The organism is Metabacillus arenae (assembly GCF_014773385.1).
Classification (GTDB): Bacteria; Bacillota; Bacilli; order Bacillales; family Bacillaceae; genus Metabacillus_D; species Metabacillus_D arenae.
This window is the reverse complement of record NZ_JACXAI010000022.1, coordinates 18,926-39,499: the sequence shown is the minus strand read 5'-3', so window position 1 is coordinate 39,499 and position 20,574 is coordinate 18,926. Positions and strand designations below refer to the sequence as shown.

Sequence of the window (20,574 nt, the reverse complement as noted above, 5' to 3'; positions counted from 1 at the left end):
ATTATTAACATCAATTTTTAGCATTTTAGAGTTTACTATCCCTTATGATACGGTTCACCGTAGCCTCTCTAACAGCTAATTTTAAAAAAGAACCTTCAATACAAAGATAGATCAAAGGTTCTGTGTTTTATTTCCAATGATATTCTATTATTTACTCAATTCCTTAAGTGAATTTTTATTTTGTCTCTGTTTTTTTCAATCATTGCCTTTTAAATCTCTTTATCATAAAAACGATTGTCCATGAATGAAAAATGTTGCTTAAACTTTAATACCTTGGTTTTTATATCCAAAGAATTAACTAAAAACCAGCTCTTTTTCGCTTAGACCAAGCGCCTGCGCTGTTGAAGTATGAATTTCATGCAGTAGGTCTGGGTTTTCCATTAGGGACAGGCCATATGAAGGAATCATTTCTTTGATTTTCCGTTCCCACTCTTTCATATGTTGCGGGAAGCATTTTTTGATTACTTCAAGCATAACGTGAACGGCAGTAGAAGCACCCGGAGAAGCGCCTAGTAATGCTGCGATTGAGCCATCAGCGGCAGTAATCACTTCCGTCCCAAATTGAAGCGTTCCTTTGCCGCCAGCTTCAGTATCTTTGATAACTTGCACACGTTGGCCCGCTACTACTAAATCCCAATCCTCGCTTTTAGCGTTCGGGATAAACTCTCGTAACTCTTCCATGCGTTGTTCTTTCGATAACATAACTTGCTCGATCAGGTATTTTGTCAATGCCATGTTTTTTGCACCTGCCGACAACATCGTGACGAGATTATCCGGTTTTACGGAAGTTACCAAATCAAACATTGAACCCGTTTTTAAGAACTTTGGTGAGAAACCGGCAAATGGTCCAAATAGCAACGATTTTTTACCCGCGATATATCTTGTGTCAAGATGCGGCACAGACATTGGCGGAGCACCAACCTTAGCTTTGCCATATACTTTTGCATGATGCTGCCGTGCAACATCCGGATTATTACACACCATAAATATTCCGCTTACCGGAAATCCTCCAATATGTTTTCCTTCAGGAATACCGGATTTTTGCAGTAAATGCAGGCTTCCTCCCCCGCCTCCGATAAAGACGAATTTTGCAGTATGGCGTTCGACAGTACCGCTATCCAAATTCCGCACTTTCAATTCCCACAAGCCGCCTGTAGTACGTTTAATATCATGAACACTATGTTTGTAGTTTATATCGACATTTTTACTCTCTAAGTGGTCAAATAACATGCTCGTTAAAGCACCGAAATTGACATCAGTTCCAGAGTCGATTTTTGTTGCCGCTACAGGTTCATTCGGTGCGCGGTCTTGCATAATAAGTGGAAGCCACTCCACCAGTTTTTCCGGGTCATCAGAAAATTCCATTCCTTGGAATAGGGGATTGTTTGACAGCGCTTCAAAACGTTTCTTTAAAAACGTTACATTTTGTTCCCCTTGTACTAAACTCATATGAGGCAACGGCATGATAAAGTCCTGTGGATGATGTATCAGCTTGTTGTTTACAAGATAAGACCAAAACTGCATTGAAACCTGAAACTGTTCATTAATTTTTATAGCTTTACTAATATCTACAGATCCATCCGGTTTTTCGGTCGTGTAGTTAAGCTCACACAATGCCGCATGCCCCGTTCCCGCATTATTCCATTCGTTAGAGCTTTCCTCACCGGCGTTTGCGAGCTTCTCAAACACTGTAATTTCCAATTCCGGTACTAATTCTTTTAAGAGTGTCCCTAAAGTCGCACTCATGATTCCGGCGCCAATTAAAATAACGTCTGTTTTCGTGTCTCTGCTGCTCATTTTTACCCAACCTTTTCCCCTAAAATTTGCAGAAAAGATGCAGGCGTCACAACAAGCTAAGGCGTTACCTAGTCACACACCTTTTCTGTCTCAATAATAACCATATCATAGTGCATTACAATTATTAATAGATTACAATCTCTACTATTATATGATAATTCTAAGTTTTTTAAAAGCTAGTAAAAAGTAAGAAGTCCGTCCACAAGGCCTAAGAACACACAAAACCAAAGCCTTAACCCAGCTTCTTGCAGGGGATAAGGCTTTGGTTTGCCGTTACCATTGAACCGCCACTCTCTAATTTTCGGCTTTACTTATCAAAGCACAATGTACCATATATTGCTAAATAATTCACCGAACCATCAGACTTTTGTTATTCATCAACTGTGACTTCATTTTGAACTTTTAAGGGGTTGTTTTGTACAATATCTTTTCCACCAAAACCATGTACGAGAATTACTCTCTATCAAACAGGGCTGCCCCAGAAATACCTGGGTTTGTCATCTCATAAGGATTTAAAATAAGATCAAGTTCTTCCTCTGTTAACACATCATACTGCAGACATAGTTCACGTACGGACTTACCTTCTATAATTGCTTCCCTTGCGATACGTGCTGCAACTTCATACCCAATATGCGGATTAACAGCCGTAATAATCCCTACGCTTTTTTCCACATACTCTTTTAGAAGGTCTTCATTTGCTTCAATACCTGCCAGACAGTAGTTTGTAAATGCACGGAAGGCATTGTTCATAATACTGATGGATTGAAGCATGTTAAAGACAAGCACGGGCTCCATTACATTTAGTTCCAGCTGTCCTGCTTCAGAGGCCAGGCAAATTGTATGGTCATTGCCAATGACCTGGAACGCTACTTGATTGATCATTTCAGGCATAACCGGATTAACTTTTCCCGGCATAATGGATGAGCCTGGCTGACGGGACGGCAAGCTAATTTCCGCAAGGCCCGCACGAGGACCTGAGGCCATTAAACGTAAGTCATTCGCGATTTTAGACATATTCATCACACATACTTTTAACGCAGCAGAGACTTCTGTATAGGCATCTGTATTTTGTGTCGCATCAACAAGATGCTCCGCCCCAACAAGCGGAAGGCCGCTAATATCCGCCAAATGCTTAACCACACTTTCGATGTAGCGCGGGTCTGCATTTAAACCTGTTCCCACCGCTGTTGCCCCCATGTTCACTTCATATAAATGCTGGCGCGATTGTTGAATACGCTTGATATCACGCTTCAACACACGGCTGTATGCTTCAAACTCCTGACCAAGACGGATCGGTACGGCATCTTGAAGGTGTGTCCGCCCCATTTTAATCACGTGATCGAATTGTTGTGCTTTTTTCTTTAAGACATCAAGCATATACTGCATCGTATTTAACAATTTTTCGAGTAAATAAAGAGTGGCGATATGAATCGCGGTCGGGAACACATCGTTTGTTGATTGTGACATGTTCACATGGCTGTTTGGACTTAATTGAAGAACATAGTCCCCTTTTTCTTTTCCAAGCAATTCAAGTGCACGGTTAGCAATGACTTCGTTCGCATTCATATTCATTGATGTACCTGCACCCCCCTGGATTGGATCTACGATAAAATGATCATGCCATTTTCCTTCGATCACTTCGTCTGCTGCCTGAACGATCACTTTACCAAGTCCTTCGTACAAACGTTTCGTATCCATATTTGCTAAAGCTGCTGCTTTTTTCACGATTGCCAACGCTTTAATTAAATCTTCATGAATACGATAGCCTGTAATCGGAAAGTTTTCGACCGCACGCAATGTTTGGATACCATAGTATGCATGTACAGGTATTTCTTTTGATCCTAAGAAATCTTTTTCGATGCGTACGTTATGACTTATATTGATTGTTGACAAGGTGTTTCCTCCTTTATTTACAGGGAAGTTTATGCTACGTCTGACTGTTTAAATGAATCAACGTAATGGCTTGCTTTTTCTTGGTCAAATTCACCTTCCCACTTTGACATGACAATCGCTGCTAATGAGTTCCCCACGACATTAACCGCTGTTCGCACCATATCTAAAATACGGTCGATACCAGCAATAAACGCAACCCCTTCCAGTGGCAATCCCATAGAACCAAGTGTTGTTAAAACGACAACAAATGACGCACCCGGAACGCCGGCCATTCCTTTTGACGTTAACATTAAGACTAGTAATAACGTAATCTGTTGTGTAATTGATAGATTAATCCCATACATTTGGGCCACGAAAAGTGACGCAAGTGCTTGATAAATCGATGAACCATCTAAATTAAACGTATAGCCTGTTGGAATAACAAAAGAAGTGATGGATTTCGGACAGCCGAATTTCTCCATTTTTTCCATAAGCCTTGGTAATACAGCCTCTGAACTTGCCGTTGTATAGGCCAAAATCAGTTCGTCTTTTAACACTTTTATGAGAACAAATATGCTTGTCCCGGACATTTTTGCAATAATTCCTAGAACGACGAACACAAAAAATACCATCGTCACATAAACAGCAAGCACTAATTTCCCTAAAGGAATTAATGTTGCAATACCAAATTGAGCAACAGTTACACCGATCAGGGCAAACACACCAAACGGAGCAAACTTCATTACTTGGTTTGTCACCCAAAACATTGCTTCTAATACACCTTCAAAAAAGCCTAGGACAGGTTTTCCTTTTTCTCCTGTTGCCGCAACTCCGAGACCAAAAATCACAGAGAAGAAAATAATCGGCAATAAGTCACCCTGGGCCATGGAATCAAATATGTTTTCCGGTACAATATGGACAATCGTTTCTGCAAAGCCCTCGCTTTCAGCTGATTTCGTCGTTTCTTCATATTTTGACATATCACTTTTTTCAAGATTGCTAGTATCTAAACCAGATCCTGGGTGGAACAAGTTTGCCGCCAGTAACCCAATAGCAATGGCAAACGTGGTCACAATCTCAAAATAAAGAATGGTCTTCCCGCCCAATTTTCCTAGTTTTTTAATATCGCCAACTCCTGCTATTGAGACGACTAATGCAGAAATGACAATCGGGACAACAATCATCTTAATTAAATGAATAAAAATGTCGCCAATCGGCACCATAATGGCCATGACTGTTTCATTACCGTGAAATACAGCTCCGACCACGATACCTAGAATAAGTGCAACAAAAATTTGTGCAGCTAAGCCAAACTTTTTCATTTAAACTCCTCCTTATGTCAGTTGTTTTTTGTTACCGCTTTCATTAATACGATTATCCTTAGTTTATAATCAGACCTACTAAAACCCACTAAAACCTACTGAAACCTACATGGGCAAATGGGAAAATAAAAAATCTCAGTCAAACCCTTCCCTCTTTTTCACCATTACAGTACAATGTGTTATGTTTTTATAATGTGATTGGGGGGACCGGCTTGAAAGACCGTATATGGATTTTACTATTGATGATGATAGCGGTGCCTCTAGCGGGTGAATTCAAGTTTTATCCATTCGACGATACGTTTAGAGTCAGTTTTGGGACGCCTGTCTTTTTCTTGTTTTTGCTGTGGGGAAGGAGGATTCATCCGAATATTGCAGGCATTTTCACGGGGGTGAGTGTGTTTGTTTTTCGTTATTTACTGGATGTTGGAATAAGAGATATATCTGTTGAAGAAGCGGTGTACCTTCATTTTCCCGCCTTTTTCTATTACGTCATGTACGCGTTCGGATTTCATTGGACGAGATTGAACGAACGGCACGATCAGCCGTTTATGATCGGGCTTTTAGGGGTAATGATCGAGCTATTTGCAACATTATCGGAAATGGCGATCCGTTCTTTCCTGGCATATCAGGACATATCCTTGCTTGCCACCCGACAACTCGTTTTCATCGCCTTTATTCGAAGCTTTTTCGTTCTCGGCTTTTTTAATATTTTCAAGCTGAGAGAAGCAAAATTCGCGGAAGAAGAGCAGCGAAGGCAAAAGGAGCAGATGCTGCTTTTCATTTCAAATTTGTATGAAGAATCGGTTCAATTGAAGAAAACGATGCAAAATGCGGAAGAAATCACGCGTATGTGTTATGATTTTTATCGCCGGTTAAAATCAGGTGAGAAAGGCGGTCGTGATGCGCAAACGGCGCTGCAGATTGCCGGTCTCGTGCATGAGATCAAAAAAGATAACCAGCGGATTTATGCGGGGTTGTCGGAACTTATGTCTTCCGAAAATCTGCAGGATTATATGAATATCGAACAGCTCGGTAACATCATGATTGTGTCCAATAGAAGATATGCAGAGTCCCTTCGCAAAGATGTTTCATTTTCTTTGCATGTAGAAGGGGATCATCCACCCTATCATGTCTATATGGTATTATCATTAATTAATAATTTGTTGGCAAATAGCGTGGAAGCCATTAAAGAAGAGGGATACGTATCACTGCATGTGAATAGGAATGATCAATTCGTGGAGTTTTGCGTCAGTGACAATGGCCCCGGCATTGCACCGAAGCTGAAAGAAGTCATTTTTACAGAAGGCTTTACAACGAAATTTGATGCGGCGGGAAACCCTTCGACGGGTATCGGTTTATCGTATGTGAAACAAACTGTTGAAAAATGGGGAGGACATATCCGGCTTATGGATAACGATAAAGAAACCGCATTCATTGTAGAACTTCCGATGAATGCGTTGATTGAAGGAGGGTTAGCGAAATGAATTATTTCATTATAGATGACGATCCTGCCATTCGAGCAATGCTGACAGATATAATTGAAGATGAAGATTTAGGAAACGTGGTGGGAGAAGCAGAGGACGGATCCTTAGTGGATAATGGCTTGTTGTCTTTAAAAAAAGCAAACGTTGTCTTAATTGATTTGCTCATGCCAATAAGGGACGGAATTGAAACGATCCGAGCTCTTGCTGATGGATTTCAAGGAAAGTTTGTGATGATTTCGCAGGTAGAAGCGAAGGAACTGATTGGAGAGGCGTATACTTTAGGGGCGGAATACTACATTGCAAAACCACTGAACCATCTTGAAATTGCCGGCATATTAAAAAAAGTCAACGAGCGGGTGCTGTTGGAACAATCGATCCGGGGCATTCAAGAATCGTTGAACATATTTACAGGCCGCCCGCAGCCTCCGTTCGTGTCCTCCTCTCATACAAAAAATATTATGGAGGCCGGTCGTTCCTTAATTTCCGATTTAGGCATGATTGGGGAAGGGGGAAGTGAGGATTTACTAAAAATTTTAGGATTCCTCCAAAATGAAAACCAAAGACTCGGTTCTGCCTACGCGTTTCCATCTTTAAAGGAAATTTTTGCAGGCATCGCTGCTGAAAAGCTGAGAGATCAAGCGAAAGAGGCCGAAATCCAGAAAGAAATGAAAGCTTCTGAGCAGCGTGTCCGCCGCGCTCTATACCAGGCGCTCATTCATATCGCTTCATTAGGATTGACAGATTATACGAATCCAAAATTCGAAACCTATTCTTCCACATTTTTTGATTTCGCGGAAGTCCGTAAGAAAATGCTGGAGCTAGAAGACAAAAGCGAAAAAGCAAGCAACCAGAGCCGCATTAACATGAAAAAGTTTATCCAAGCGTTGTATATGGAAGCGAGACAGCTGGTGGAATAATAAACGATAGAAAGTGAATCTTCAATCAGTGGGGTTTCCACCCTCTGATTGTTAGCAGGCCCGTGGGATGTGGGTCACTCAGGCGTTCCCACCGGACGTGGCGGTCTTAGTCTGAGTTCCTTTGTTCGGGTTCTTATGGGCAGTTGCCCCCCACCTAAGCCACTTTGTTTCCTCTAGCTTTGAGGCACGGGTATAAAAGTGAACTATATTTTGATCGAACTTTTTTATAAACGGTTCAACTTTTAAACGATCAAACTTTATTTCAAATCGTCACCTAGTTCTTCTGCAATTAAAATCGTTTCTCCATGAGGTAATAAAGGAAACTGCTAACGAATATTGATAACATCATCAGAAAATTCAGATAAATAAAAGTATTTTTTGCAGGGTCTGATAAAAATTCATGTTGTCTCACAGTTTTTATTCCTCTTAATCTTGTAGATCTTCCTCTAGAAGAAACACCTTGAATTCTTAACTATGGTTTATATTCGAAGCCATTACCTGTCCCTCGACCTTCTTTTATCCACTTTTCAATTTCAGATGTTCTTTTCCTTTTCGCCATAAAAAACACCGCTTTAGATCATCATATCCAAAGGGGAAAAACGGTACAACTTTATTACAAACGGTCAAACTTTATTTTAAATCCACAAAACTGTTAAATACAAATAAAGTTGTTTACTTATAGTATAAATTCAACAATCAGATCCAATTTTTATGACAAAAAAAGTTGTTTACTAAATCGTTTTTTATTCATCTGACGCACCAATTTGTGGAACAAAATAATAAAAAACAAAAGCCGCCTTAAGGCGAGGGAGTTTTGCACATCTAAATGCTGTATTCTATTTTTAAATGTCTTGCCTAATTTTGAAGAAGTTCAATTGGTCCATGATCGTCACAGTGACCATTGTGCACATAATGCAACCTTCCGTTTACTAAATAATCCATGTGATCGCCGTGGGGAATTAATTCATGCCCACAGTCTTCATCATGATTACATTCGCAAGTAATTGACTTGCATGTATCTGGATTTGTAGTACTTACTGGTATCTTACACTCATCCCAATGTCCCTCATGTTCACGATGAAGATGGCCATTATGAACATAATCAATATGATCATCATGCTTAATTTTGGTATGTCCACATGCCATACTGTGCTGGTGCTTGTGTTCTCCCTTATGAATTGAATGTGTCATGACAAAAATTCCTCCTTAGTGTATTTTCTTTAAGTATTCCCTCATTTGGGAGGAATGTTTCATGAAAAAGGGTTGTTTTAAATTAATACATACAATTTACCGAGCTAAATTTGGTTTTTTAGCAAACTTTTTTTTGGAGAACCCCATGAACGGAATTAAATTGAAGGAGATTTACCCACAAATAACTTTCGTCGATCATAGGCAAAGAGAATCATCACCACACCTAAGATAGCACATATCTGATACATAGTTGAGTATGAAAATAAGTCAGCTATCGGCCCCATTATAACACCACCAAGTGATACACCTAAATCAGCCATTGCGATAAATAACCCGAGTAGCACATTGCGATTCAACTGAGGTAGGACAAAACTTAAATACGTTGTTAATGTTGGGTAGAGAAGCGCCTGAGCTACTCCCATTAAAACAGCACCAACATAGAAAAATACTGATCCCCCGGTTATGGAATAGCTTACACATTGTGCACCCAATGCTAAAAGAAGCATGGTCCCCATCATAAAGTTTGAATGCCATTTGCCATCGGAAGGGATCCTTTTTCTTAGGGTAAACCGAGAAATTACAACAGTTGCCGCCATAAGCATCAGATAAATTCCAGCGTTTCCGTTCTTCATCTGTTCAGCATAAAGAGGTATGAAGACAGTAATTGCTCCAAATACAATTGAACCAACTAACATCAATACACTACATTTAAATAAATGTGGATTTTTCACTAACTGACCAAATGAATTAAACATATTTACACCCTGCTCAGCATTTTTTGTAATAGGCTGGGCTTCAGCTTTATCCATTTTGGCACTATAGCCAAACACCCCCGTAAAAATGGCAATTGCTATCATTACAATTGCAAAGTATTCCATTCCCCCTTGCCAGATGCCTAATGCCAATAAAGGTCCAATAATGCCTGGTATATACGAAAATAAGGAATAAAGTGAAATTCCCTGAGAACGGTCTTTCTCTGGCAGTGCATCAATAATGCCAATCTGTAAGGCCATTGAAAAGAAAGCTGTTGATACCCCTTGTAACATACGAGCAACTAGGTAACCGCCTAGCCCAGTTACCGTATATAAGATTAAAGCGAAACCATTAATAATAAGAATAATACGCAACACTTTTATCGACCCATGCTTTTGAATGATTTGACCTGCCCATGGTCTAAAAAACATGGTTGTAAACAAATATGCCCCCATAATCAAACCTATCGTTGTATTGGTGGCTCCTAATGCTCCCCCTTGCAAAGGGATAATGACAATGAGTATAGCATTGGCACTGAAATAAAGAAGCACTAACAGATACAAACGTAGAAAAGGCCAAGACATAGCTCCACTCACAGTTCTTTCCTCCAACTCTTTACAAAATCTGTTAATTTAAGTAGATGGTTAAAACGTTATCAACGATTGTAATAGCTTTCTTGCATAAACAGACTGAACATCCTTTAATTGTTCAATTCCCACTATTTCTTCAATTTGACCATCCCTAAAGATGATAATTCTATCGCAAATATAGGCAGCAGCCTGTAGATCATGCGTGATAAAAATATAACTCATATTGTAGATTCTTTTTAATTCCTTAAGTAATTCAAGAACTTGTGTTTGAACGGATACATCTAACGAACTGATTGCTTCATCTAATATGATACATTTTGGTTCAGTTGAAATAGCCCTTGCAATACACACTCTTTGAACCTCTCCCCCTGATAACACATGAGGATATTTGTTTCGATAAGAAGCAGGTAATCCAACTTGATTTAACAGGTTTACAACCTTGTCTTTATTTTCTTTTCTACTCTTGTTCTGAATTTTCATTGGTTCCAAGATTGCATCCTCAACCGTATAGAACGGATTAATGGAAGATTTATAGTCTTGAAAAACAGCGCTTATGCTGCCTAGTCTTACTTTTCTATCTACTACATTCTCTCCATCAAATAAAACCATTCCACTATCAGGTTTTTCAATACCTAATAACAAACGTCCTAACGTGGATTTGCCACTTCCACTTTCTCCGATAATACCAAGACATTCTCCATTCTCACATTCAAAACTAACACCCTTTAGAACGTTCTGTCTCTCTGAAGAAAATAATCCACCTTTTTTGTAGTTTTTTAAAACATTATCGACCTTCAGCAACTAGCAGCCCTCCCCCATTACTTTCTTGAAATGACTACTCAGCGCGAGTCTAGTGGATACTAAATATTTTGTGTACTCATGTTGCGCCTCTTTGAAAATTGCTTCGGTTTTCCCTCTTTCTATAATTTCTCCATCCTTCATCACCATGACATCATCTGCAATTTTCCTTACAACACCCAGATCATGAGAAATAAAGATCATCGAACAACCCATTCTTTCTCGCAACCTAATAAATTGTTCCACTACTTCATATTGCGAGATGGTATCTAGTGCTGTGGTCGGTTCATCCGCAATGATAATCTCCGGTTCTAAGACAAGAGCCAATGCTATCATAACTCGTTGCAGCATTCCCCCTGATAACTGATGAGGGTATTTGTTCATTATATCTGCCGGGTTTTTCAGCATGACACTTTCCATGGCACCTGTCATTCTTCGTGCGATTTCGTTTCTACTCCAATTGAAGTGTTCAGCAAGTGTTTCTCTTAAATGAACACCTACCACACAAGAAGGATCGAATGCACTCATCCCATTTTGTAAAATCATGCAAAGATTTCTTCCCCTTTTCTTTCTCATCTCTTTTGTAGAAAGTTTGCTAATGTTTTCGCCTTTAAAAAGTATATCTCCTGATTGGTTAAGATTGGACCTGTTTAACCTCATGATCGCCCTACAAGTAACTGACTTTCCACTTCCACTTTCTCCCACAATAGCAAGACAGCTCCCTGCCTTTAAATGAAATGTACTACCTTGAATAATTTCTTTTCCAGAATTGTTATCCCACACCTTTAAATTTTCGACTTCCAATATATTCATCATTTAATTAGCCACCTCTTGTTCTTGAACCTTTATTTTTGAAAGTGGTAAATTACTTTTATGCTTGCTTTTTGATTTTACTAGTTTAGGGTCTAGAGCAACTTGAAGCGAATCAGATAAAAAATTGAATGCCGATACTACAATAACAATGGCTAAACCGGGAGCTAACATTAACTCTGGTCTCGTAAACATTACTTCCCTTGCTTCATTTAACATCATCCCCCATTCAGCATTTGGGGCCTGAATTCCTAAGCCTAAAAATGAAAAACCTGAGATTTGCAAAATCATCGATCCAATAGAGCCACTAGAAATTACTGCAATATCAGAAAAGGTAACGGGAACAATGTGCTTACAAATTATTTTTATATCACTAATACCTGATGCTTTAGAGAACTTCACATAATCTAATTGAGCATACTGCATGACAGAAGTTCTGATGACGCGGGCAAACCATGCCCATTTTATCAAGGCAAATGCAATGAGAATGTTTTCAAGACCCACACCTAAAACCCCAATAATCGCTAGCGCCATAACGTATCCTGGAAAAGATAACATCGTGTCACATATTCTCATAATGACCGCATCGACTTTCCCTCGAAAATAGCCAGCTAGAAAACCTAAGATAGCACCAATTAAAACAGATATTAACAGAACAACAAATACCCATAATACACTTGGTCGAATTCCATAGATGATTCTGGATAAAATACATCTCCCTAGATGATCATTACCTAATAAGTATTCCCACGAAGGTGAAGCATATCGAAGACTCATATTGACTTCATTAGGGGCAGATGGCGCAAATAATGGCGCGAAAATACCAACAATAACTGTGACAACAATGATCAATAAAGAAATCGTACCTATTTTATCTTTACTTAAGTTTTTCAATATTCTCATTTAAAGATCATTCCTTAACTTAGGATTCATCGCAGCATTTATAATGTCGGAGATCGTATTAAACAAAACAAAGGCTGCTGCTAATATAAGAACGTAGGCCTGTATGATAGGAAAATCTCTGCTTAGAATTGCTTTAACACTTAGAGTCCCTAAGCCTGGCCATGCAAAAACGTTTTCTATAACGACTGTGCTTCCCAATATGATGGGTATAGACATACCAAAGATCGAAATGGCAACCTGTAATGAATTTCTTAGTATATGCTTAGTGATTTTCATTTCTGATAACCCTGAGGCTCTTCCATATAAAACGTAATCCTCATTTAAATTGTTTAACATAGATGTTCTAACATTTCTAAAATAAATACCAGCATAACTGATCGTGATGACAATAACCGGTAAGATATAACTTTTATACGATACCATCCCACTTGTTGGTAAAAAATCTAATTTAACCGATATGTACCAAATCATAATAGATGCCAGCCAGTATGACGGCATTGCTGTTAAGAAAAACGAAAATCCTCTTACCGATTTATCAATTATTTTCCCTTCATTCAACGCACAAATTACACCTAGTAATATAGACATAAAGATAATGGAAACCGATGAAACTAACGTTAACTTGAATGTATTAAAAAATGCTGGGACTAGTAGTGACCACACTGGTTTCCCATTAATATATGATTCTCCAAAATCCAACTGTAAGGTTGCATAAAGCCAGTCAAAGTATTGTAAAATAAACGGCTTATCCATCCCAAGCTGCTCTTTTGTTTGTTCTAATAATTCTTCTGTTATCTGTGGGACACCTTGAGCTTGTAACACCACCTCAGCTGGGTCTAAAGGCGAAAGATTAATTAAGATAAAGGTCAAAAACGAAATGGTTAAAAGTAAGGGTACTGTAATTAGTACTCTCCTAATGATGTAACTTCCCATAGGTATTCTCCTTTCCATTGAAATATCAAGACTTTAAACGTTTATACTTCCTCAAAAATAAAAAGGGGAAAAATCTCCTTTTATTTATATTTCTATTTAAAGTTCATCAACTCAAATGGCAGCTCAAATTGAGTTTGCTTAAATGATATTCCGCTTAAATTCTTCGGGGCTACTACAGTTACACTTCCATTTGAAATAGGAATAAAAATCGCTTCTTCATGAACAATCGTCAGAATATCAGCGTACAATGATTTTCTAGTTTGCTCATCTGTAGATATCATAACTTGTTCAATCTTCTTGTATAGTTCATCTGCTTTATCAATGCCTTTTGTCGTGTGCAAATAAGAAGCTTCAGATGTAAAAGCAGCAATTGTACTTTGTGGGTCATACGCTAGACCCCAAGTTTGATTGAATAATAAATCATAGTCACCAGTTGATCTTCTATTAGCGATTGAAGTTGACTCTTCACCAATAATCTCCAGTTGAAGACCAATCTCTTTTAATGAAGCCTGAATAAATTCAGCCTGTGTTTTTTGAGAAGACGAATTGCTATCATAATAGAGCTCCATGGCTAATTTTTTTCCATCTTTGGTTCTAACTTCATTACCATTCTCTAATTTCCATCCATTTTTTTCTAGAATCTCCTTGGCTTTTTCTACATCATAGCCTCTCTTCTTTAAGTCGACATCTGCATAATTTACGTTAGGTGAAAATAGTGTGTGAGCCACTGATTCTGTGCCATTAAAAATATCTTTACTAATGGTTTCTCTATCAATCGAGTACCAAATGGCTTCACGAACAGCTGTTTCACTTATTGGATTATCAGCTTTACTGCTATTTGCTACAATCATTTTGGTGTTCATTGGTTCACTTCTTACAAGTTGATAGTCTCCGGAATCGACTAATTGATTCATTGCTTCGACATTGAGACTATCTGCGCCACGATCATCTGTAAATACAAAGTTGACTTCTCCTTTTTGTAAAGCTAACAATGTCGTTTCCCCAGCTGGAAGTACTTTAGACGTAATCTTTTTAATTTTAGGTGACCCATTCCAATAGTCTTCATTTGCTTCAAACGTTGCGTACTCATCCGTTTTATGTTCAGTCAAAATATATGGTCCTGTACCGTTAAAACCATTTACACCATCCTTTGTTTCCCCGTTTTTAAAATCTTTAGGTGATATGAATACATACGGTCTGGTCATCGACAATTCAACCAAAGTTGGATAGTATGCTTCTGACAATACTAATTCAACCGTATGCTCATCTACTGCATTCACACTTTCTATTTTTGTCGATAACTTAATCCAGGCATGCTTTTCTGCATTATTCTGTACAGCTTCAATATTTTTCTTCACTGCCTCTGCGTTAAACGGCTCACCATCATGAAATTTCACATCTTTTCTTAAATAGAAAGTGTATACTTTTCCATCTTCTGAAACTTTCCACGACTCAGCGAGTAAAGGCTTAATTCCGTCTTCAGTGTTCTCAACTAATGATTCATATACCATCCCTTGTGCTGGCATGGAACCTGTGTAAAGATGAGGATTCATATCATTGATGTCTTTAGCTGATGTATAAATTAATTCGTTTTCACTTTTAGCTGCATCATCTTCCTTTTTTTCACTAGTAGAATTTTCTGCAGAGCAGGCAACTAGAATAGATATAACCAAAAATATCAGACCCACTAACTTACATTTTTTAATTAACAATCTACTTCTCTCCCTTTAGTCATACTTAATTTTAATTTACTTTATTAAAACAATGTCTCTACCATAAAACGAAATAATTACTATTTACATAGTATATTAAACTATTAGTTTAAGACAAGTTCTATTTCAATTGCTTTGTTCCTATACTTTTTCCTATTTCACTACAAATCATATTCAGGTCTTCGTCAAAACTTTGTACTACAAATCCATCAGATAACAATTCGTTTTCATGAGATTGAGCAACCTCTACAATTTTACTCTCATATGTTTTAATGAATTTATCTATTGTTGGACATTCTGAGTCTAAATATCTTGCGATTCCTTGTATTATTTTTATGCGATAATAATCTTCTTTAGGCATCCTTGGAATATCCAAAAACCCTTCTCTATTGACAAACATTTTCCTAATTGGAACAGCAGAAAAATCGAAATATCTTCCATTCTCATCTGGTTCTGAAAAAGGATCCATTAATAGTGAGGTATAACGTATATATAACAAGTACTCTTGATGAATAGTTTCTAAGTGATTAAAACTTTCTATATCTTGACGGGATAAGCTTTCCAACCTTACTGGATAATTATCGTCTGTCATAAATTTAAGTAAATTTATACTTTTTATATTTATTTCCTCTAAAACATTCATTATTTCTTTCCATTGGGATAACATATCACGAATTAAATATTGCGTAATAGGTCCTTCAGGATAAATTTTATATACGTATTTCTTGTTATTTACATCTCCGAAAATCGCATTTAATGAGAAGTCATTCATAAACAAAGGTGGATGTACGTATAAAGAAATATTTCTTGTTTCCGCCTCAAGTGGAGAATCCATGACATCTAGCTCAATACCTAATTGCTCATAAACTTTAGATAGTATTTCAATATTTTTAGACGAATGGTGCGTCGAGCCTATGTATACCTTTTTCTTGACTGCCGTTGTTAAAACATGATGAGATGGTCTATCATCCATCCATCGGGTATCCCCAAGGTATGTAGAAAAACTAATAATTTCTGCATCAGAATGAAGTTGGTTCATATAATTTCTTATTAAGCTGTTGGATCCGAAGGTCGGAGACATTAAAACAATACACTTTACTTGTTTTAAGAGCTGATTGCTGATTTTTTCCAATACTTCAACATAGGCATCCGTTGTTACAGAGAAAATAAGAGTATCCCATTCGCCCGTAATGGTTTCATATCCATTAAAAAGGTGATCGATGAAGCATTCACCTTCCATGGCTTGATGTTTTTCATTTTGAACACTTACACGGCTAAGCTGATTATTTTGCTGGATGGACTCAAAAAAACTTTCTGATCGAACAGATGCTCTCCCCGCAATTCCTACGGAGCAATTCCGCTGTTTTTTTAACAATAAAGCAAGTTGAATAGATGTCGGTCCAGTTCCTAATAGTAAGACACGTTTAAAATCGGCCATAAACTCCTCCCTTTCTTACAGTCAAGCAATCTATGCTTTTTTATATAAAGCGATATCAAACACATTGTCTGGACGCAAGATATGCTCAACTACCTCCCATTTTTGTTCATTTACTTTCCTTAATGGATAGTTAAATAAAGATTTCAGTTGATTACCATATCTCATCGCCACCTCCACTCTTTTGTTCGTCAGTGTATGTAGTTGGTCCAATATGTCGTATTTACTTTCAACCGTTGAGCTAAAGATGATATGCGTCGCATCTTTTGTAAAATCAAGTTTCTCCACAAGCACTTTTTCCAAACGAATATTTAAACCTCTTCCTAGTTTCTCCACTACGTTTTGTCCAAGTTCAATAGCCTCAGCATCAATATCTATGCCAACAACCTCTGCCCCTGTACACTTAGCAATCAATATAGGTGTCATTGGAAATGCACCTGATCCGACTAGTAACACTTTGGAGTCAGAAGTAACTTGAAAGCTGCCAAATTCTTCTTCAATACATGACTCGATATTTTTAAAATAATCGGTTATTTCAGCTTCTCCATTCTGTAACTTTAATGCACGATATTTTTCCATGATAGCCACACATAGGGCTGATTTCTTTCTCAAGTCCACCACAAGTTGCTTCAAATCACTGGATTTTTGCTGTTCTAGTCGTTCCCACGTTTCTTTGTTCTCTTTATTTGTTATAAAGTTTGAATAAGCATCTATCAAACTCTCTAACTTCGAACAATTATTCACGGTATGATCATAGGATACTGCCAAATTGTGAAATTTCTGTGAGAACTCCTTTAATGAGACTTTAAACTGTTCTGCTGCATTCATCTCAAGTTTCTCTAGAATATGCACTTCTTTCACCCCGCAAAGTATGATAGCTAAACATGTACAAAAGCTTTACCTTGTGCAACTATTCCAACGGTACCTTCAATTTTAAGACTTTGTAACTTTTCTTTATTCCAATCCGCCACAACTTGAATAGTGCCACCTGGCTGTTTTGCTTGCGCTGAAACCCTCCCTTTTTTCTTCCAAGCCAAATAGGCTCCTAAAGAGGCAGTACCTGAACCACACCCTCTTTCCCAAATCATAGTATCTAGATCTGGGACATAAATAAGAGGGGCCAATTCATCAGATTCTGGTTTATATAACAAAATTCCAATCAAATTAGCCTCTAAAGTTACTCCTAGTAATTTTGCTAATGTTTGTGCTTTTTCTCTCACCGCTTTATTAAATTGTTCAACTTCTATCACAATGTGAATAAACTCGCGGTATCTAACGATAAAAATCTCCAAATCGCTTCCATCATATGTTATGACTCTCTGTTCAATCTTTTTAGGAATAGGCATCGTGACTTGACAGTAGTATTCATCAATCTTTTTTATCACCCGGCACATGACTAATTCGTCTGTACCAGAAACTTCTAATACTATTTCCTCCGAATCATTCTGCCTTAGCCCTTTATTAGATGCAATATATCCCGCCAGTGCCATACAAGCATTACCACAAAATTCCCCGCCAGCCATTTTTAAGTGTGCAGCCACTTCCTTTTTTGTCGATTTTTCTATAAACCCTACTTGTTCAGCATTCACGCTATCATATGACATAAGTTTTGAAGCAATGTTCGTGTACTCTTCAAATGGATGAATCGTTTTAACAAGAATCGTCATATTTTGTGTTGGATTACATTTTATAAAATCAATTTCCAGTTTCATCATAACTACCCTCAGTACTTATATTTTTTATTTAAACTTTTTTTGCTTTATAGAGTATCATCCCCGATAATCGTAATTATTACGATTTATAAATTTCTAAATAGATTATAGCATGATGCTGGATAGTGTCAATTCTTATTCTATTTGCTAAACTGGATTCATTCACTTCTTGATAAGTACCAATTAGAGACAATTCTTGTTTCAATTTATTTATCACATCACTAATTAATTCTTCTTTTAAATCACTTACTATACGGTTTGTTTTCCAACCTTTAAATCGATGTACACGACCTGAAGAGGGAACATTTTGAATCGTCAACCATGGTTTGTAACTTGCTAATTCACCTTTTCCACGTCCTTCAGCGTAGTAACGAGCGATTTTTTCTTCTGTCCAACCATTTGTGCGCTTTGACATAGGAAACCTCCATTATTTGAATAGAAAAAAGCTGCTATTATGATTAGCTCATAACAACAGCTTCAGTAAACATCTTTTTTACCAAATAAAGTACTTTTTTTCTATAAAAACAAAACCTGTAGCTTTATAAAAAAGTCTGATTAATAATACTCGTCAACCGTTGATTTATCGCTACATCAGTAATACGTTTTTTTGAAAAAAGATTGATCAAAATAAGCTTTTTCATCTCATGCAAATACATGATTTTATAAAAAAGTTTGAACAAAAAAATTAACTAAACCCTTATAAATCAAGGGGTAAGTCCAAAATATTGTGTTGTTTTTATCAAACTTTGTGTACCAATCATTTCAACAATTTCTGAAACAGTTGCATCCTTTGGAAGTTCAAAATCCTCTTCAATAGCATTTTTCTTTTTAAATGTATCTTCTCTACATAATTACCCGATCATTATTCTGTTACAATACGAATGAAAATTAACTCTTATACCAGGAACATTTAATGATACTAGAAATGAAATTTTTTAGGAGCTGATTACATTGAACAATACAGAACTTTTTTCTACGATTCAAGAAGCCTCTAGACGATCAGGATTAACCACTCATACACTACGTTATTATGAAAAAATCGGGCTTCTTCATGAAATCCAACGTGACAAAAGAGGTAAGCGCTTTTACTCCGAGGAAGACATGAGATGGATCATTTTTCTGCTTCGCTTGCGGGAGACGGGAATGTCTATTCAGCAGATGCTTCGTTATTCTGATCTTCGACGTGAGGGGGAATCAACGGTAATAGAGCGACGGAAAATACTTGAGGAGCATCAAGTCCTAGTTAGAGCGAAAATTGCAGCTTTACAGGAAAATTCCGAAGTACTGAAGGAGAAAATCGAATTGTACAAAAAACTCGAATCGGGATTATCCTAAACAGAAAAAATATCTTGACTTCAAGCGCGCTCTAACAACTAGAGTAGATTTATGAGTTGGTATCTACTTAGGAGAGGTGGAGTTGAAATGACAGAAGCAGCCAGTAAAAAGTTTTTTGAAGAATTAGGTAGTAATGATGCGGAAGAAGCTCTTCAATCAGTGGATGAAAATGTAATCTTTATTGCTATGAGAAAGGAATCGTCTGATCAGGTTCTTTTTTATTTGCTACCCCAATTTATATTAGGGGTCAGTATGCCAAGTTAAAGGGGAAGATTAAAATGGATACACAGGGAAATATACAGTTATTACCGGAGCAAGCTCTGGTATAGGTTACGCGACAGCTAAGGCTTTCGCAAAACGCAAGAAAAATATCATACTTGTTGCTCGCCGTGAAAACAATCTGAACGACCCGAAAAGGGAAATCTTGCAGGAAATTCCTGAGCTGGATATTGTGATAAAAGCAGTCGATGTTTCCATTAGTCAAAACGCTCATCAACTCTATAAAGAGTTAAATTCATATCAAATCGAAACATGGATTAATAATGCAGGTTTCGGTAGCTATGAAAGTGTGTCCGGTCAAGACTTGGAAAAGATTGAAACAATGCTGCGCCTAAACGTGGAAGTCCTAACTATCTTTTCGTCCTTGTATGTACGTGATTATAAAGACGTGGATGGTACACAATTAATCAATATATCTTCAGCTGGTGGATACACAATCGTGCCAACGGCCGTTACCTACTGTGCTTCCAAGATTTTTGTCAGTGTATTTACCGAGGGATTGGCCCATGAACTGAAAGCCGCCAATGCAAACTTACAAGCTAAAGTTTTGGCACCAGCGGCAACCAAAACAGAATTTGGAAAAGTGGCAAACAATACGAGCGAGTATGACTATGACAAAATTTTTAGTACATACCATACAAGTACTGCTTTTCAAAAAAGTGATACCGTTTGTAAAAAAGTGCGATTAAAATAAACCTTCTTTTTCCTGAGAAAATTGATCAATCAAGCAC

Annotated in this window: 18 protein-coding genes and 2 pseudogenes; 5 read left to right on the top strand and 15 right to left on the bottom strand. The window is 37.6% G+C overall.

What is annotated here, in order from left to right:
• Positions 1-294: 294 nt before the first annotated feature.
• The 3 genes from IC621_RS16405 to IC621_RS16395 form a co-directional block, all read right to left on the bottom strand.
• A complete protein-coding gene (locus IC621_RS16405) occupies positions 295-1,797 on the bottom strand; it encodes a malate:quinone oxidoreductase (protein ID WP_191159408.1) in 1,503 nt (500 codons plus the stop codon).
• 453 nt (positions 1,798-2,250) lie between these two features.
• Positions 2,251-3,681, bottom strand: coding sequence for an aspartate ammonia-lyase (gene aspA, locus IC621_RS16400; protein WP_191159492.1), 1,431 nt, complete (start codon positions 3,679-3,681; stop codon positions 2,251-2,253).
• Between the two features lie 38 nt (positions 3,682-3,719).
• The gene (locus IC621_RS16395) at positions 3,720-4,991 is read right to left on the bottom strand and encodes a cation:dicarboxylate symporter family transporter (RefSeq protein ID WP_191159407.1); all 1,272 of its coding nucleotides are present in this window, start codon (positions 4,989-4,991) and stop codon (positions 3,720-3,722) included.
• Positions 4,992-5,203: 212 nt separating this feature from the next.
• Between IC621_RS16395 and IC621_RS16390 the strand changes: the two genes are divergently transcribed.
• Positions 5,204-6,475, top strand: a complete 1,272-nt coding sequence (locus IC621_RS16390; protein ID WP_191159406.1) for a sensor histidine kinase — start codon at positions 5,204-5,206, stop codon at positions 6,473-6,475.
• The gene (locus IC621_RS16385) at positions 6,472-7,392 is read left to right on the top strand and encodes a response regulator (protein WP_191159405.1); all 921 of its coding nucleotides are present in this window, start codon (positions 6,472-6,474) and stop codon (positions 7,390-7,392) included. Before IC621_RS16390 ends, IC621_RS16385 begins: the two co-directional genes overlap by 4 nt.
• Before the next feature lie 329 nt (positions 7,393-7,721).
• Here IC621_RS16385 and IC621_RS27045 read toward each other — a convergent pair.
• From IC621_RS27045 to IC621_RS16330, 12 genes and pseudogenes are all read right to left on the bottom strand, one after another.
• Positions 7,722-7,951, bottom strand: a pseudogene (locus IC621_RS27045) (hypothetical protein); the annotation flags it as partial.
• A gap of 296 nt (positions 7,952-8,247) precedes the next feature.
• The gene (locus IC621_RS16380; RefSeq protein ID WP_191159404.1) at positions 8,248-8,583 is read right to left on the bottom strand and encodes a hypothetical protein; all 336 of its coding nucleotides are present in this window, start codon (positions 8,581-8,583) and stop codon (positions 8,248-8,250) included.
• A 155-nt stretch (positions 8,584-8,738) separates the two neighbouring features.
• Positions 8,739-9,932 carry a staphylopine family metallophore export MFS transporter CntE gene (gene cntE / locus IC621_RS16375; RefSeq protein ID WP_191159403.1) on the bottom strand — a complete coding sequence of 398 codons (1,194 nt, stop codon included), beginning with the start codon at positions 9,930-9,932 and terminating at the stop codon, positions 8,739-8,741.
• Positions 9,933-9,980: 48 nt separating this feature from the next.
• The gene (locus IC621_RS16370; protein ID WP_191159402.1) at positions 9,981-10,727 is read right to left on the bottom strand and encodes an ABC transporter ATP-binding protein; all 747 of its coding nucleotides are present in this window, start codon (positions 10,725-10,727) and stop codon (positions 9,981-9,983) included.
• Entirely contained in the window at positions 10,728-11,537 is an 810-nt protein-coding gene (gene cntD, locus IC621_RS16365; protein WP_191159490.1) for a staphylopine uptake ABC transporter ATP-binding protein CntD, read from the bottom strand.
• A 3-nt stretch (positions 11,538-11,540) separates the two neighbouring features.
• Positions 11,541-12,437: a staphylopine uptake ABC transporter permease subunit CntC gene (gene cntC / locus IC621_RS16360; RefSeq protein ID WP_191159401.1), complete on the bottom strand. Its 897-nt coding sequence runs from the start codon at positions 12,435-12,437 to the stop codon at positions 11,541-11,543.
• Positions 12,438-13,370, bottom strand: coding sequence for a nickel/cobalt ABC transporter permease (opp1B, locus tag IC621_RS16355; RefSeq protein WP_191159400.1), 933 nt, complete (start codon positions 13,368-13,370; stop codon positions 12,438-12,440).
• Positions 13,371-13,462: 92 nt separating this feature from the next.
• Positions 13,463-15,076, bottom strand: a complete 1,614-nt coding sequence (gene cntA / locus IC621_RS16350) for a staphylopine-dependent metal ABC transporter substrate-binding lipoprotein (RefSeq protein WP_191159488.1) — start codon at positions 15,074-15,076, stop codon at positions 13,463-13,465.
• Positions 15,077-15,203: 127 nt separating this feature from the next.
• Entirely contained in the window at positions 15,204-16,520 is a 1,317-nt protein-coding gene (locus IC621_RS16345) for an opine metallophore biosynthesis dehydrogenase (RefSeq protein WP_191159399.1), read from the bottom strand.
• 30 nt (positions 16,521-16,550) lie between these two features.
• Positions 16,551-17,345 carry a methyltransferase domain-containing protein gene (locus IC621_RS16340; protein WP_191159487.1) on the bottom strand — a complete coding sequence of 265 codons (795 nt, stop codon included), beginning with the start codon at positions 17,343-17,345 and terminating at the stop codon, positions 16,551-16,553.
• 50 nt (positions 17,346-17,395) lie between these two features.
• On the bottom strand, positions 17,396-18,229 hold the full coding sequence (locus IC621_RS16335) for a diaminopimelate epimerase (RefSeq protein WP_191159398.1): 834 nt from the start codon (positions 18,227-18,229) through the stop codon (positions 17,396-17,398).
• Between the two features lie 79 nt (positions 18,230-18,308).
• The gene (locus IC621_RS16330) at positions 18,309-18,644 is read right to left on the bottom strand and encodes a hypothetical protein (protein WP_224752589.1); all 336 of its coding nucleotides are present in this window, start codon (positions 18,642-18,644) and stop codon (positions 18,309-18,311) included.
• A gap of 536 nt (positions 18,645-19,180) precedes the next feature.
• On the opposite strand from IC621_RS16330, the gene IC621_RS16325 reads away from it, so the two are divergent.
• The 3 genes and pseudogenes from IC621_RS16325 to IC621_RS16315 form a co-directional block, all read left to right on the top strand.
• Positions 19,181-19,564 (top strand): MerR family transcriptional regulator, encoded by a 384-nt coding sequence (locus tag IC621_RS16325; protein WP_191159397.1) that lies wholly within the window; start codon positions 19,181-19,183, stop codon positions 19,562-19,564.
• An 87-nt stretch (positions 19,565-19,651) separates the two neighbouring features.
• Positions 19,652-19,828, top strand: coding sequence for a hypothetical protein (locus IC621_RS16320; RefSeq protein WP_191159396.1), 177 nt, complete (start codon positions 19,652-19,654; stop codon positions 19,826-19,828).
• Between the two features lie 40 nt (positions 19,829-19,868).
• Positions 19,869-20,486 (top strand): annotated as a pseudogene (locus IC621_RS16315) (SDR family NAD(P)-dependent oxidoreductase); the annotation flags it as partial.
• Positions 20,487-20,574 lie beyond the last annotated feature (88 nt).

Bases quoted from the DNA above. Each gene is read 5' to 3' on its own strand.
- IC621_RS16405 (WP_191159408.1), bottom strand. From the start codon at position 1,797: ATGAGCAGCAGAGACACGAAAACAGACGTTATTTTAATTGGCGCCGGA.
- IC621_RS16395 (WP_191159407.1), bottom strand. From the start codon at position 4,991: ATGAAAAAGTTTGGCTTAGCTGCACAAATTTTTGTTGCACTTATTCTA.
- IC621_RS16385 (WP_191159405.1), top strand. From the start codon at position 6,472: ATGAATTATTTCATTATAGATGACGATCCTGCCATTCGAGCAATGCTG.
- IC621_RS16380 (WP_191159404.1), bottom strand. From the start codon at position 8,583: ATGACACATTCAATTCATAAGGGAGAACACAAGCACCAGCACAGTATG.
- cntD (WP_191159490.1), bottom strand. From the start codon at position 11,537: ATGAATATATTGGAAGTCGAAAATTTAAAGGTGTGGGATAACAATTCT.
- cntC (WP_191159401.1), bottom strand. From the start codon at position 12,437: ATGAGAATATTGAAAAACTTAAGTAAAGATAAAATAGGTACGATTTCT.
- opp1B (WP_191159400.1), bottom strand. From the start codon at position 13,370: ATGGGAAGTTACATCATTAGGAGAGTACTAATTACAGTACCCTTACTT.
- IC621_RS16345 (WP_191159399.1), bottom strand. From the start codon at position 16,520: ATGGCCGATTTTAAACGTGTCTTACTATTAGGAACTGGACCGACATCT.
- IC621_RS16340 (WP_191159487.1), bottom strand. From the start codon at position 17,345: ATGAATGCAGCAGAACAGTTTAAAGTCTCATTAAAGGAGTTCTCACAG.
- IC621_RS16335 (WP_191159398.1), bottom strand. From the start codon at position 18,229: ATGAAACTGGAAATTGATTTTATAAAATGTAATCCAACACAAAATATG.
- IC621_RS16330 (WP_224752589.1), bottom strand. From the start codon at position 18,644: ATGTCAAAGCGCACAAATGGTTGGACAGAAGAAAAAATCGCTCGTTAC.
- IC621_RS16320 (WP_191159396.1), top strand. From the start codon at position 19,652: ATGACAGAAGCAGCCAGTAAAAAGTTTTTTGAAGAATTAGGTAGTAAT.